At 69.6% G+C, this 13590-nt stretch carries 11 protein-coding genes and 1 pseudogene; 10 read left to right on the top strand and 2 right to left on the bottom strand.

The window, feature by feature from the left end; all coding sequences use genetic code 11:
- Window positions 1-56: 56 nt before the first annotated feature.
- Window positions 57-1001, bottom strand: a complete 945-nt coding sequence (locus ACWCP0_RS11900; RefSeq protein ID WP_451078685.1) for a DUF2637 domain-containing protein — start codon at window positions 999-1001, stop codon at window positions 57-59.
- 1110 nt (window positions 1002-2111) lie between these two features.
- Here ACWCP0_RS11900 and ACWCP0_RS11905 point away from each other — a divergent pair.
- The 3 genes from ACWCP0_RS11905 to ACWCP0_RS11915 all read left to right on the top strand — a co-directional run bounded on the left by ACWCP0_RS11905 (window position 2112) and on the right by ACWCP0_RS11915 (window position 4671).
- Window positions 2112-2285, top strand: coding sequence for a hypothetical protein (locus ACWCP0_RS11905; RefSeq protein WP_451078686.1), 174 nt, complete (start codon window positions 2112-2114; stop codon window positions 2283-2285).
- Window positions 2282-4069 carry an alpha/beta hydrolase gene (locus tag ACWCP0_RS11910; protein WP_451078687.1) on the top strand — a complete coding sequence of 596 codons (1788 nt, stop codon included), beginning with the start codon at window positions 2282-2284 and terminating at the stop codon, window positions 4067-4069. The genes ACWCP0_RS11905 and ACWCP0_RS11910 overlap by 4 nt, the downstream gene beginning before the upstream one ends.
- Before the next feature lie 248 nt (window positions 4070-4317).
- Window positions 4318-4671: a hypothetical protein gene (locus ACWCP0_RS11915; RefSeq protein ID WP_451078688.1), complete on the top strand. Its 354-nt coding sequence runs from the start codon at window positions 4318-4320 to the stop codon at window positions 4669-4671.
- A 13-nt stretch (window positions 4672-4684) separates the two neighbouring features.
- On the opposite strand, the gene ACWCP0_RS11920 is transcribed toward ACWCP0_RS11915, so the two are convergent.
- The gene (locus tag ACWCP0_RS11920) at window positions 4685-5491 is read right to left on the bottom strand and encodes an alpha/beta fold hydrolase (protein ID WP_451078765.1); all 807 of its coding nucleotides are present in this window, start codon (window positions 5489-5491) and stop codon (window positions 4685-4687) included.
- Window positions 5492-5615: 124 nt separating this feature from the next.
- Between ACWCP0_RS11920 and ACWCP0_RS11925 the strand changes: the two genes are divergently transcribed.
- The 7 genes and pseudogenes from ACWCP0_RS11925 (at window position 5616) to ACWCP0_RS11955 (ending at window position 13543) form a co-directional block, all read left to right on the top strand.
- On the top strand, window positions 5616-6179 hold the full coding sequence (locus ACWCP0_RS11925) for an LOG family protein (RefSeq protein ID WP_451078689.1): 564 nt from the start codon (window positions 5616-5618) through the stop codon (window positions 6177-6179).
- Window positions 6180-6195: 16 nt separating this feature from the next.
- A pseudogene (locus ACWCP0_RS11930) lies at window positions 6196-6272 on the top strand (SDR family oxidoreductase); the annotation flags it as partial.
- Between the two features lie 393 nt (window positions 6273-6665).
- On the top strand, window positions 6666-7070 hold the full coding sequence (locus tag ACWCP0_RS11935) for a hypothetical protein (RefSeq protein ID WP_451078690.1): 405 nt from the start codon (window positions 6666-6668) through the stop codon (window positions 7068-7070).
- Between the two features lie 233 nt (window positions 7071-7303).
- On the top strand, window positions 7304-7993 hold the full coding sequence (locus tag ACWCP0_RS11940; protein ID WP_451078691.1) for an SDR family oxidoreductase: 690 nt from the start codon (window positions 7304-7306) through the stop codon (window positions 7991-7993).
- Window positions 7990-8988, top strand: a complete 999-nt coding sequence (locus tag ACWCP0_RS11945) for a methionine synthase (RefSeq protein WP_451078692.1) — start codon at window positions 7990-7992, stop codon at window positions 8986-8988. The genes ACWCP0_RS11940 and ACWCP0_RS11945 overlap by 4 nt, the downstream gene beginning before the upstream one ends.
- Window positions 8989-9000: 12 nt before the next feature.
- The gene (gene ligA, locus ACWCP0_RS11950; protein WP_451078693.1) at window positions 9001-11184 is read left to right on the top strand and encodes an NAD-dependent DNA ligase LigA; all 2184 of its coding nucleotides are present in this window, start codon (window positions 9001-9003) and stop codon (window positions 11182-11184) included.
- Window positions 11185-11422: 238 nt separating this feature from the next.
- Complete coding sequence (locus ACWCP0_RS11955) at window positions 11423-13543, top strand: putative bifunctional diguanylate cyclase/phosphodiesterase (RefSeq protein WP_451078694.1); 2121 nt, start codon at window positions 11423-11425, stop codon at window positions 13541-13543.
- Window positions 13544-13590: the final 47 nt, after the last annotated feature.

Genomic DNA, 13590 nt, shown 5'->3' on the forward strand with positions numbered 1-13590 from the left:
CCGGGCGCGTCCGCCCGAGTGCTGCAGCGTCCGGCGGCCGGGCGCCGCCGGAGGCATCACTGAAGGAACCCGCTGCGACGGCTCGACTGCTGCGGATACGGGCTTCTGGCGGCTCGCTTCTCACCGACCGTCCTGTTGGCCGCGACCGGTGCGGTGCGCATCCTCGAGCCTGCCTGCCTGAGAGAGGGCCGCCACTGGGCCGACGACGGCGGCGTGGTGCGGTGGCGCGCACTGGCCTGGCGGGGAGGCCGGGCCATGGTGATCTGGCGTACGAGCTGCTGGAAGCAGGCCAGGGCCGCGATGGGCGGCAGCGCGACCGAGGCCATGTCGGCGAGGTTCTTGGGTGCTTGAGCCACGCACAGCGCTGTGGCGATCGTGCTGAAGAACACGACGACGATCCAGGAGTGCAGAGCTCGGCGCCGGTGGATGCACGCGCGCAGGATGGACAGGGAGGCGACCATCCAGGGTCCGTACACCAGGAACGGCCACCACGCGACCATGCCGGGAGACGTCCCCGGCTCGGCGACACGCCGCAGGGGCTCAAAGGCGATCACGCCCCCGAGAACGCTGACCATGGAGACGATCACGGCGGCGAGTGCGGCGATGTACAGGCTGATGGCCTGCAGCGGCGTACGCCCGGGCTTTCGCGCAGGGCCGCGTCGCCGGTGGCCGGGCGCGGGGCGCTGGCGGGGGAGTTCGGCGGTGCTCTCGGTCATCCAGGCGAATGCATCGTCGTCCTCCGGCCCAGCGGCTTCTTCGTAGCCGTAGGGAAACGTGCCGGATTGATTCGCCTCCGCGGTCTGCAGGAGTTCCGCCAGTTCTTCGGCGGGGTCCCAGGGCGCGTCAAGAGCCTCCAGGCCGAGTGGAGCGAGCGGCTGCTGGCCGCCCAACGACGGGTGGGAATCCTGGGGTGCGGTGGCATAAGGGTCCAGCCAAGGGGTGAAGCCTCCGGTGTTGGGATGGGCGCCCGCGGAACCGTACGAGCCGGGCTCGTTATACATGGACGCTTCGCCCCGTCCCCTCGTCACCGTGTCCGGCGGGCGATGGGTGGGCTGCGTTCCAGTGTCGGTGGAAGTTGGCCTGGATCTGGCCGATCGCTGTCAGAAAATCCCCCAGGACCGAGGAGGAGTACCTCAGTTCGATCTGCCGGTCGGCGTAGCGGAGCGTCGGCGCGCACTCCACAGAGGCAGGGGTGAAGATCCATTCTCCCCGCCCGAGCGCAGGGGAACCGGCCGTATTCCAGGGGGTAATTGAGGCTGGATGCTGTGCTTTCGTCATATTCCAAACAACGACCTCGGCGCCGGTCGTGGTGCCCGGCAATCGGGTGACGTAATCGCTGTATACAACTGATAAATCAAGAAATCTTGATCGGTTCTTCGCAACATTGCGAAAGTATCCGTATTGCCGCCATCGGCGGAACGGTCTTGGTGATCATCGGAATAGTCCTCCGGTGTCGGTGCAGTACTTCTGACGTGCTGGAGGACCTCGGACATGGCTGGGGCGCCTGCGGTCCGGACGGCGTGATCGGAGTGCACTGTGCCGTGATGCGGCTGTCCCCCGTATGGGTGGACTGTGCGACGAGGGTGGTCCGCGCGAGAGTCGCATCGCGCGCCTTGAGCCGGTCGGGTCCGTTGAGTTGGAGGACCTGTCCATCGGGACCTGAACCTGAGTCGCAAGGCTCTCGCAGGCGTGGTTTCTGTGTGCTGAACGCCGAGCCTGTTTGCCGGACTGATCCGCTCCGTGTTCGCGGACACCTCACTCACCTTCGCTAACCTCGCTCAGCGCGATCGTGCAGGTCGCACAGGTGCGCATGGGGAGAGCAAGGAGAGCAACGGGGGATGGCGAACGTGTCCTATTCGGAGCGCTGGCAGGAGCTGTTTGACCTTGGGCCAGGTCCGGGCGCGGAAGCGACGGGTGCAGGCAATGCCCGGATGTCTCCCGCTTCGGCGTCCAGTTCGGGTTCAGGCACCGGCCGGCTGAAGCACAGCGGAGGACCGTGGACGAGCGCGTCGGGTACCGCCGGCGCATTGCGGACGAACACCGAGAGGATCCGGAGCCGTCTCCGCCCCGCACATGAGGGCGTTGCGACGGGCGCCGCGGGCCTGAACTCCGTGACCGAGCTGAACGCCGTACTGAAGTCCTGGGAAGAGCGCCTGGTCGCGGTGCGGGACGAGTGCGAGCACCTGCAAGGTGCGCTGCTGAAGGTCGCCAAGGAGATGGGGGAGACCGAGGCGGCGGTGAAACAGTCCTTCCGGGCCGTTGACAAGGCGGGCGAGCGCCGGTGACCGGAACGGCACTCACCTGGCAGCAACTGCGGGATCTGAGACTGTCCGAGCTCGAGGGTGCAGGCGACGGCTGGAACGAGGTCTCCGGGCAGTCGGATGGGGATCGCGGCCAGGTCGACCGGGCGATGACGGCGAGACTGCGGGACACCCAGGAAAGCGAATCCGCGGAAGCGGCGCTCGGGCGACTGCAGCGGTTGAGTCGTAACTTTCAGTACCTCCACACCGAGTGTGGCCTCGTCCGTACCGCGCTGAACGGTCTGGCCGCAGACGTGGCGGAGCCGCAGCGCCAGCTGAAGCAGGCCTTGGAGGAAGCGGCCGAGCTGAAGTTCACGGTTCACGTGGACGGCTCCGTGAGTTATCCGGCGGCCACCGCAGACACCCTGACCGGGCCGCAGGAGGCTCCCGCGGGGAGCGCTCAGGGGACCGCGCGCCTCCTGCTGGAGCCGCCCCGCTTCGGTGAGAACTCCCCGTCCCCGCTCCATCCGGGTCTCGAGCCGCTGAACCCGAACGTGGCGAAGGCGCAGGACATCGCGGACCGCGTTGCCCGGGCCGTCCGGTCCGCCGCCGAAATCGACGGCAGGTACGCGAAGGCGCTGAGCAGGCTGAAAGCGGCCAAGGGGCTCGATGTCACCGAGGCCACGCTGGAGGACGCGGCACGCGACACGGCGACGGTCCGGTCCACCGCGGGCATGTACCTCGGGCGGGACATCCCCGAGGACAAGTCCCCGGCAGAGCGCAAGGAATGGTGGGACGGGCTCACCGAGGAGCAGCGCCAGGAGTATCTGAATGTCGCGCCGGACTTGATCGGTGGCCTTGATGGGATTCCGGCGGTGGCGCGCGACGAGGCGAACCGGAATTACCTTCCGGTGCTCATCGACAGACTGGCGGGGCAGGACGACGAGGACGCCAACACCAAGCTGGACGCGCTGCGAATGATCGAAGAGAAGCTGAACAGGCCGAGTCGCCCGCCGATGTTCCTGCTGGGAATCGGGGACGAGGGCAATGGTCGGGCAATCGTGGCGTACGGCAACCCGGACACATCGCGGAACGTGTCGGCGTATGTCCCCGGATTGGGGACCAAACTGGACGGGGAGTTCGTCAAGGACACGATGAAGCGTGCCGAGGATACGGCCAGGGGCGCGCAGAGGCACGACAAGTCCAGTGCTGCGATCGTCTGGCTCGGCTACGACGCTCCGCAGAACGTGGACGTCATAAGTACCAGTGACGCCGAGAAAGGCGCCCCCGCCTACAACAGTTTCATGGCTGGGCTGGAAGCCACTAACGAGCACAAGAACCCCCATCTGACCGCCATCGGCCACTCATACGGCTCACTCACCGTGGGCACTGCGGCCAAGCAGCCGGACGGAATTCCAGGTGCCGACGACATCATTCTGCTCGGCAGCCCTGGCGTCGGAGCCGAGAAGGCGCAGGACCTCGGCGTCAGCCAGGACCACGTCTTCGTGGGCGCGGCCGACAACGACCCGATCACCAAACTGCCGACAAAGGACGAGGTGGCGCTCGCCGGCCCCCTCGGTTCACTGGTCTATGGCGACGCCTTCGATCTGGGGGGCGGCGACATCTACTTCGGCAAGGACCCGGCCAGCGAGGCATTTGGCGCACGTCGCTTCAGGGTTGACGACGGCCCCCGCCCCATTCTCGAGCTGGGGGGATTCGATGCGCACTCCCAGTACTTCACGCCGGAAAAGGACTGGGAGTCCGCAGAGAATATCGCCAGGGTTGTGGCAGGGAAGCCGGACAAGATTAGTACGGAGAACTGGCGATGAACCGAGCAAGTCGAGCGACGCGTGCAGGTCTTGCGGTGACTCTGGCCGCCGTTCTCCTCGTCGGGTGCGGAATTCTGGGTGACAGCAAGAGAGAAGAAGGAGCTGCGGCAAGCATGGATATGCGGCGAGCAGCAAAGCGTGCGGATGAGGTCCTTTACGCGACGGTTGGTGCTGTCGTACCGGAAATTCAGTGGACTTATGGCGCCACGACGACAGGAAGCTGTGACCTGTCCCGGTACTGGACAGTGATGACCGTCATTTCCGAGAAGCGGCGCGGCAGTTTTCTCGGTGTGGTCGAAAGATCCTGGAAGAAGAGCGGTTACAAGATCACCGCGGTGAACGAGGACAGGGAGCGGCCTGCCGTGTACGCCGTAACGACCGACGGGTTCGGGATCAGCCTGGTCATCGGGGACAAGGGGCAGGCGTTCTTCGAGGTCGACAGCCCGTGTGTCCGAGAGTCCGAGGTGGCCGACCCGACGAGGATGTCCCACGGCCCGAGCTACGCGGGCACCGACATCCCGTACCCCAACGTGCACTCCGACTTCTGGTCTGCCAGCGCCCCCACAGCGTCCCCCTCCCCGACAGCCGACGCGTCCCCGTGACCAGGAAGCCCGCTCACGCCGCGAAATAGTCCTCCAGCACCGGCGCCAGCACATGGGGTGCCACCTCGTGCGTCTGGCCGGTCAGAGTGCGGTGGCGGCCGCGGGGCAGGGTCTCGGAGATCACGCGGACCGTCTCGCGCTGCCAGGTCGGGCTGGCGCCGCCGTCGACGACCATGACGCGCGCGGTGACCTCGCGGAGGCGTTTGGTGGGAACGCGGGTGTCGCCCATGACGGCGTGGTCGTACGCCAGGGTGTGTACGAGTGCCTCCAACTTCCCCCAGAGGGGGGAGCGACGCAGCTGGGCGAGCATCCCCGGCGGCATCACCCCGGCCAGGAAGAGCTCCAGGGCGTCCGCGCGGCGATCCTCGGCGAGCAGGCCGTCAAGCCGCGCCCGCTGGGCGGCGCTCGCGCGGCGGCCTGCCGGGTCGGTCAGGAACGGAGGCTCGTAGACGGACAGTCGGGTGATCGGCAGTCCGGCAGCCGCCGCTTCCAGGGCCAGGGCTCCGCCGGACGACATCCCGTGGACGGACGCGCTGCCGCCCGCCGCGTCGATCAGCGCCGCGAGGTCCTCGATCTCACGCTTCACGGCGTACGGAGTCGTGTCCCCGCTGGAGCCGCGGCCGCGCCGGTCGTACGTGATCACACTGAACCGGTGCGCGAGCAGGGCGGCGAGCGGGGCTTCGTTCGCGGCCGTGGCCAGCGCGCCGCTGACCAGGATCACGGGAGGCCCGTCACCCTGGCGCTCGTACGCGATGGCGGTGCCGTCCGCCGAAATCGCCGTTCCCCGGATCTTGCTCGGCGTCCTGTTCAGGTTTTCCATGCCGTAGAGACCCGGGGAGCGACCCGAACTCATCGGTTGAGGAAGGGATTTCCGGAAAAATCTTGACCGCGGCCCGCTGCCGGCGATGGGGCAGCGGTCAGTGGCGGACCGTACCGTGGAGCGCATGAACATCTGCGTCTTCCTCTCCGCCGCCGAGCTCGACGAGCGCTACACCCGCCCCGCCCGCGAGTTCGCCCAGCTGCTCGGCAAGGCCGGTCACACCCTGGTGTGGGGAGGCTCCGACGTCGGCCTGATGAAGGTCGTCGCCGACGGTGTGCAAGAGTCCGGCGGGCGCCTCATAGGCGTCTCGGTGGACTTCCTGGCAGGGAAGGCCAGGCAGGGCGCCGACGAGATGGTCGTCGCCAAGGACCTCGCCGAAAGGAAGGCGCTGCTGCTCGCCAAGTCCGACGCCGTCGTGATCATGGTCGGCGGCACGGGCACCCTGGACGAGGCCACCGAGATCCTGGAGCTGAAGAAGCACGGCCGGCAGACCAAGCCGGTGGTACTGCTCAACACGGCGGGGTTCTACGACGGGCTGAAGCAGCAGTTCCGGCGCATGGAGGACGAGGGCTTCCTACCGGTGCCCTTGACCGACCTGGTGTTCTTCGCCGAGGACGGCGTCGCCGCGCTCGCCTACCTGGAGACGGTGACATCAGCGGCTACCGCCGTGGGTCCGGGAGTGCAGTGATGCGAGCATTGCGGGCATGGCTACACATCTGATCACCGGGGCAGGCTCCGGCATCGGCGCGGCGGTCGCCGTCGGCTGCACGAGCGCGGCGACGCGGCGCCGAGCGGATGCAGCCGTCGCGAGTGGGGGCTGAAGCGACGGTCCGCGCCCGGGCGAACCGGGCCGAGCGCTGCCCGCGTCCGGCGGCGAGGCGCCACCGGAACCACCGCGACAGCGCGACGGACCAGGAGTGCACAGCACGGCGCCGCCGTACGAGCCGAGCCCGTCCTGCAGGGACCGCTTCACCCCGTCCACTCTCCAGGCCGGACCGTATGAGGAGCAGAACAAGCGAGCGACAGCCGGCCCAGCATGAATTGCGGGTCGCCACTGCGCGTGTTCATATCGATGCGAATAGCGAACAACGTGACTCGTGGCGCGCTGTGGTGACGCTGCGAGCGCCAGGTCTCGTGGCCCGCTGACGCTGTCCCCCCACTCCAAGGAGGATTCATGTCGAATCGCCTGATTCGCTCCATGTCCGCCGTGGTCCTGAGCACTGTACCGCTCTCGATCGCACTGTCCGCCGCTCCGGCACAGGCCGTTCCGCACACGCCCGCGGCCCCGGCCCGGTCCGCGCAGAGCGCCGCCCTGGCCCAGTGCTCCGTCACGCGCGTGATCGCCACTACTCGGCCCATCTCGCACAGCACAACGGTCGTCGTGGACGCCGTCTGTGACGCGACCGGGTGGGCGAACGTCACCGTCAAGGTCGAAGGCGTGACGCGGATCATGACCCATCACTTCTATCTCGCCAACGTGCCAAGGCGCTTTCAGGAGAACCTGCCCGAGTCCATTCCTGTGGGTTCGGAGGTCTGCGTCGAGGTCAACGGTGCCCAGGGGTGCGATATCACGGGGTAGTGGCCGAGTGACGGCCATGGGCGTTCGGCCGACCTGCTTGAACTCCCTCTGTTCGCCTCCGGCCGCGTGGTCCCACACGGCCGGAGGCGAACACCTGTCGGTGGCGTGGAGGTGCGATCGGACGGTTTGGGTTGCCGTCCGCCGCGAGCTGGAGCCGCTCATGCCGCCAAGTAGTGCTCCAGTACCGGCGCCAGGACCGAGTTCGGGAGTGCATTGATGCGAGCATTGCCGGCATGGCTACACATCTGATCACCGGGGCAGGATCCGGCATCGGCGCGGCCGTCGCGCGCCGGCTGCACGAGCGCGGCGACGAGCTCGTGCTGCTGGCCAGGGACGCCGGGCGCGCCAAGGAACTCGCCCAGGCCTACCCCGGCTCCCGCACCCTCGTCGGCGACCTCGCCGCGCCGGACCGGCTCTCCTGGGCGTTCTCGCACCAGACGATGCCCGAGCGGCTCGACTCCCTGCTCCACATCGCCGGCATCGTGGACCTCGGCCGGATCGGCGACCTCACGCCGAAGACCTGGCACGCCCAGCTCGACGTGAACCTGGTGGCGCCGGCCGAGCTGACCCGGCTGACGCTGCCCCAACTCCGGTTCGCCCAGGGCACGGTGGTCTTCGTGAACTCGGGCGCCGGCCTCAACGCCCATGCCGAGTGGGGCGCCTACGCGGCCTCCAAGCACGGACTCAAGGCGCTCGCCGACTCGCTGCGCCAGGAGGAGAGGCCGAACGGCGTCCGGGTCACCTCCGTCTACCCGGGGCGCACGGCCAGCCCCATGCAGGCCAAGGTGCACCAGCAGGAGGGCAAGGAGTACGACGGGTCGCAGTGGATCGACCCGGACTCGGTCGCGACGACGATCCTCACCGCGCTCGATCTGCCGCGCGACGCGGAGATCAACGACCTGACGGTGCGGCCGGGACGATGAGCGACGCCTTCGTCTGGGGCCCCGCCACCGGGGTCGGCTCGATGCCCGGCGGCGACGCGCGCGAGGCCGCCAGGACCGTCACCGGCTCCTTCGAGGACTTCCCGCACCTGCCGGAGCTGCCTGCCCGCGGCCCCGGTGCCGACATGATCGGGCGGACCATCGGCCTGCTCGTCGAGATGTACGCGCACGTCGAGCCCAGCGGCTGGCGCGTCAGCGACCGGCCGGGCCGGGACACCCGGCGGGCCAGGTCCTGGCTCGGGGAGGACCTGGACGCGCTGGAGGAGTTCACGCAGGGGTACGAGGGCCCGCTCAAGGTCCAGGCCGTCGGGCCCTGGACCCTCGCGGCCGCCCTGGAGCTCAGGAACGGCGAGGCCGCGCTGGGCGACCCGGGTGCCTGCCGCGACCTCGCGGGCTCGCTCGTCGAGGGGCTGCGTACACATCTCGCCGAGGTGCGGCGGCGTATCCCGGGCGCCCAGGTGCTGCTGCAGCTCGACGAGCCGTCGCTCACGGCCGTCCTGCGCGGCCAGGTCAGGACGGCCAGCGGCTACCGCACGCACCGTGCGGTGGACCGGCAGGTCGTCGAGAGCGCGCTGCGGGACGTGATGGGCGCCGCCGACGGGCCGGTGGCCGTGCACTCCTGCGCGCCGGACGTGCCCTTCGCGCTGCTGCGCAGGGCCGGGGCCGCGGCCGTGTCGTTCGATTTCGACCTGCTCACCGAGCGTGACGAGGAGACGATCGGCGAGGCGGTGGAGGGCGGTACGAAGCTGCTCGCGGGAGTCGTGGCGTCCACGGACGGTCCATTGTCGGACCCTGCCGGTAGCGTCATGGGTGTCAGGACGCTGTGGCGCAGGCTGGGGCTGAATCCGGGGACTCTCGCCGAGTCCGTGGTGATCACTCCGTCGTGCGGGCTGGCGGGTGCTTCGCCCGCGTATGCGCGCGCGGCGCTCGCGCACTGCGTCAGAGCGGCGAGATCGCTCGCGGACAACCCTGAGTGACGGAGGACGAAGGTGACTGTCGAACAGCAGGGGTCGGTGCCCGCAGAGGCGCGCGAGAAGCATGCCCAGCTGGCCGAGCAGGTCGAGGTGCACCGCTTCCGGTACTACGTGAAGGACCAGCCGGTCATCAGCGACGCCGAGTTCGACACACTGCTGCGGTCGCTGCAGACCCTGGAGGAGGAGTATCCGGAGCTGCGCACGCCAGACTCCCCGACCCAGAAGGTCGCGGGGGCGTACGAGACGGAGCTCGCCAAGGTCGAGCACCGCGAGCGGATGCTCTCGCTCGACAACGCCTTCGACGAGGCGGAGCTGGCCGCCTGGGCGGACCGCGTCGCCAAGGAGGTCGGGACGTCCTCGTACCACTTCCTGTGCGAGCTGAAGGTCGACGGCCTGGCGGTCAATCTGACGTACGAGAAGGGCCGGCTGACCCGTGCCGCGACCCGTGGTGACGGTCGCACCGGCGAGGACATCACGCCCAATGTGCGGACGATCGCCGAGATCCCGGACCGGCTGACCGGTGACCGGATCCCGGACCTGGTCGAGATCCGGGGCGAGGTCTACTTCCCGATGGAGGCCTTCGAGGAGCTCAACGCCCGGCGGGTCGCCGCGGGCGAGCAGCCGTACGCGAATCCCCGTAACTCCGCCTCGGGTTCGCTGCGCCAGAAGGACCCGAAGGTCACGGCGACCCTTCCGCTGCACATGGTGGTGCACGGCATCGGCGCGCGCGAGGGCCTGGAGATCGCTCGGCTCTCGGAGGCGTACGAGCTGCTGCACGAGTGGGGCCTGCCGACCTCCCGGCACTACAAGGTGGTGGACTCGCTGGACGGCGTGCGCGAGTTCATCGCGTACTACGGCGAGCACCGCCACTCCGTGGAGCACGAGATCGACGGGGTCGTGGTCAAGCTCGACGAGATCCCGCTCCAGGGCCGCCTGGGCTCGACCTCGCGGGCGCCGCGCTGGGCCATCGCGTGGAAGTACGCGCCGGAGGAGGTCAACACCAAGCTGGTCAACATCCGCGTGGGCGTGGGCCGCACGGGCCGGGTCACTCCGTACGCACAGGTGGAGCCGGTGAAGGTCGCGGGCTCCGAGGTCGAGTTCGCCACGCTGCACAACCAGGACGTGGTGAAGGCCAAGGGTGTCCTCATCGGGGACACGGTCGTGCTGCGCAAGGCCGGCGATGTGATTCCGGAGATCCTCGGGCCGGTGGTGGGCCTGCGGGACGGCACCGAGCGGGAGTTCGTGATGCCGGCCGAGTGCCCCGAGTGCGGCACGCCGCTGCGGCCGATGAAGGAGGGCGACATCGACCTCCGCTGCCCCAACGCCCTGAGCTGCCCCGCCCAGTTGCGTGAACGGCTCTTCTATCTCGCCGGGCGCAAGTGCCTGGACATCGAGAACTTCGGCTATGTGGCGGCCGCGGCACTCACCAAGCCCCTGGAGCCCGCCGAGCCGCCGCTGACCGACGAGGGCGACCTCTTCGATCTCACCGTCGAGCAGCTGCTGCCCATCAAGGCGTACGTGCTGGACCAGGACAGCGGCCTGCCCAAGCGCGACCCGAAGACCGGCGAGGAGAAGATCGTCACGGTCTTCGCCAACCAGCAGGGCGAGCCCAAGAAGAACACCCTCGCGATGCTGGAGAACATCGCGGCGGCCAAGCAGCGCCCGCTGTCCCGCATCATCACCGGCCTGTCCATCCGCCATGTCGGCCCGGTCGCGGCCGAAGCGCTGGCCCGCGAGTTCCGTTCCATCGACCGGATCGAACAGGCCACCGAAGCGGAGCTCGCCGCCGTCGAGGGCGTCGGGCCGACCATCGCCGCCTCGCTCAAGCAGTGGTTCGAGGAGGACTGGCACCGCGAGATCCTGCGCAAGTGGCGGGCCGTGGGCGTCCGGATGGAGGAAGAGGGCGCGGGCGAGGACCAGGGGCCGCGCCCCCTGGAGGGCCTCACCGTCGTCGTCACCGGAACCCTGCAGAACTACACCCGGGACGGCGCGAAGGAAGCGCTCCAGAGCCTCGGCGCGAAAGTGACCGGCTCCGTTTCCAAGAAGACCGCGTTCGTCGTCGTGGGTGACAACCCCGGTTCGAAGTACGACAAGGCCATGCAGCTCAAGGTGCCGGTGCTGGACGAGGACGGTTTCGCGGTGCTGCTCGAACAGGGGCCGGAGGCCGCCCGTGACGCCGCGGTGCCGGCCGAGGGGTAGCGCGCGCTCGAGCCCGACGTCCGGCAAAGATCACCCGTTCGGCGCATACCCGACGGATAAGGGTGGCCGGGTCGCATTCGGGCAAGACCTGCAGAGCGCTGCCCGTCAGAGCCTTCCGCGGCCTACTGTTGAGCTGTGCGCCTGTCGTGCATGGCTGCGTGGTGAGGTTCCAGCCGTGGTGGCATGACGAGGGGGCCATCGCGTGGCATCGGCACCGCCGGCTGTGAGAGGGACGGGAATGAAACCGACCGAAAGCGCCGCCCCGGTCTCACGGCCGCGTCGTTTCGCGGGGTTTGCGGGGATCACCGCCAGGATGCCCTTCGTGGTCGTGGGGCTCGCAGCCGCCGTCCTGGCGACGGGTCTGCTCAGCGCCGTACGGGACGGGCACGCGCTGTTCCCCAGCGGCGTCGAAGGCTGGTCGCTCGCCCTGCTCACCGGCATCATCGTCGGCCATCTGGTGGCACTCGGCCGCGACCGCTGGTGGGGCGGCACCGGCTCCGGTGCCGCACTCACCCTCGCCGTGCTGCTGCTGTTCGGCTGGGTGCCGGCCGGGCTCGTCAGCCTGGCCGTCGTGGTGCTCGTCGGCACCGCTCGCCGGAACCGCTGGCGTCAAGGGGTGCTGCACGGCGCCGCGGACATCCTGGGCATCGCCGCAGCGGCGCTGGTCCTGGCGGCGTTCGGGGAGTCGCCGACCGTCGAGGAGCCCTGGCAGACCTTGGAATGGGGCCTGGAGGCGGTTCCCGAGGTGGTGCTCGCGGCGGCGGCGTATCTCGCGGTCACCCGGCTGCTGCTCTGGTACGCGCTGGCTCCGCAGGGCAGCGGGCTGCCCACCGTCGCCCGTACGGCCCTGATGCGGCAAGGCCTCATAGCGGTCGCCCTGCTCGGTATCGCCCCGCTGATCTGTGTGGTCGCGACCGCCCTGCCGGTTCTGCTGCCGCTGTTCGCCGTCCCGCTGATCGCCCTCGACTCGACCCTGTGGATCGCCCGCGCACGGGCCGAGGAGCAGCTGCGCGACCCCCTCACGGGTCTGCCGAACCGTCAGTGGCTGCTGGAGCGCACCTGGGCGGCGCTGGAGGAGGCCGAAGGCGTCGGTGCCCGGTCCGCGCTCGTTCTGATCGACCTCGACCGATTCCGTTCGGTCAACGACACACTCGGCCATCTGGCGGGTGACCGGCTGCTGCTCCAGATAGCCGAGCGGCTGCGGCTCGCCCTGCCGCGCGGGGCGGAGGCCGCACGGCTCGGTGGCGACGAGTTCGCCGTGCTCCTCCCGACGGCCGACTCCACCACCAGCGCGCAGCGCGTCGCCCGCCATCTGGTGGGCCAGCTCTCCTCGCCGCTCGACCTCGACGGGCTCACGCTGGTCCTGGAGGCGAGCGCAGGCCTCGCCGTCTTCCCGGACCACGCCATGGACGCCGAAGGGCTGCTGCGGCGCGCGGATGTGGCGATGTACCAGGCGAAGCGCGACCGCACGGGCGTCGAGGTGTACGAATCCAAGCGCGATTCGAACACGCCGGACCGGCTGGGACTGCTCGGCGATCTGCGCCGGGCGCTGGACGCGGGCGACGTGGAGCTCCACTACCAGCCCAAGGTCGGCTTCGACGGCCATGTGGCGGGCCTCGAGGCGCTCGTGCGCTGGGTGCACCCGGACCGCGGCCGGGTCCCGCCCGACGAGTTCATCGCCATCGCCGAGTCCTCCGGGCTGATGCCCCATCTGACGGAGTACGTCCTGGAGACCGCGCTCGGCCAGGTCGCCAAGTGGCGGGCCCAGGGCCTCTTCGTGCCGGTCGCCGTCAATGTGTCGCCGCGCGACGTCCACACCCCGGGCTTCGCGGGCGGGGTCGCGGCGCGGCTGGCGCGCCACGGCGTCCCGGCGGGCGCGCTGCAGCTCGAGATCACGGAGCATGTGCTGCTGGAGGACCCGCAGCGCGCCGCGGACACCCTGGCCGCGCTCACCGGTCACGGGGTGAAGATGTCGCTGGACGACTTCGGCACGGGGTACTCGTCGCTGGTCCATCTGCGCCGGCTCCCGGTGAGCGAGCTGAAGATCGACCGCTCGTTCGTGGCCCGACTGGCGGTCGACACGGAGGACGCCGAGATCGTCCGCTGCACCGTCGACCTCGCCCACTCGCTCGGCCTCCTCGTGGTCGCGGAGGGCGTCGAGGACGACGAGACCTGGGAGCGGCTGCGCGACCTGGGCTGCGACGCGGTCCAGGGCTGGCTGGTCGCCGCCGCGATGCCCCCGCAGGAGACCACGGCCTGGCTCCGCGCCCGAGGCGAGCACGGCTGGCGCCGTCCCGTGGGAGAGCTGCCCGCCGCACAGGCCGACGCGGACAGCCCGTCGGGCCACGTGGTCAACTAGTGGCGGGTGCGGCCCTGAAGAGGCCGCCGCACCCGCCACCCGCCGCG

It is taken from the genome of Streptomyces sp. NPDC001970 (genome assembly GCF_053594115.1).

Excerpts from the sequence above, each read along its gene's own strand:
- ACWCP0_RS11900 (WP_451078685.1), bottom strand. The coding sequence starts at position 1,001 with ATGTATAACGAGCCCGGCTCGTACGGTTCCGCGGGCGCCCATCCCAAC.
- ACWCP0_RS11915 (WP_451078688.1), top strand. The coding sequence starts at position 4,318 with ATGACCGTCATTTCCGAGAAGCGGCGCGGCAGTTTTCTCGGTGTGGTC.
- ACWCP0_RS11920 (WP_451078765.1), bottom strand. The coding sequence starts at position 5,491 with ATGGAAAACCTGAACAGGACGCCGAGCAAGATCCGGGGAACGGCGATT.
- ACWCP0_RS11925 (WP_451078689.1), top strand. The coding sequence starts at position 5,616 with ATGAACATCTGCGTCTTCCTCTCCGCCGCCGAGCTCGACGAGCGCTAC.
- ACWCP0_RS11935 (WP_451078690.1), top strand. The coding sequence starts at position 6,666 with ATGTCGAATCGCCTGATTCGCTCCATGTCCGCCGTGGTCCTGAGCACT.
- ACWCP0_RS11940 (WP_451078691.1), top strand. The coding sequence starts at position 7,304 with ATGGCTACACATCTGATCACCGGGGCAGGATCCGGCATCGGCGCGGCC.
- ACWCP0_RS11945 (WP_451078692.1), top strand. The coding sequence starts at position 7,990 with ATGAGCGACGCCTTCGTCTGGGGCCCCGCCACCGGGGTCGGCTCGATG.
- ACWCP0_RS11955 (WP_451078694.1), top strand. The coding sequence starts at position 11,423 with ATGAAACCGACCGAAAGCGCCGCCCCGGTCTCACGGCCGCGTCGTTTC.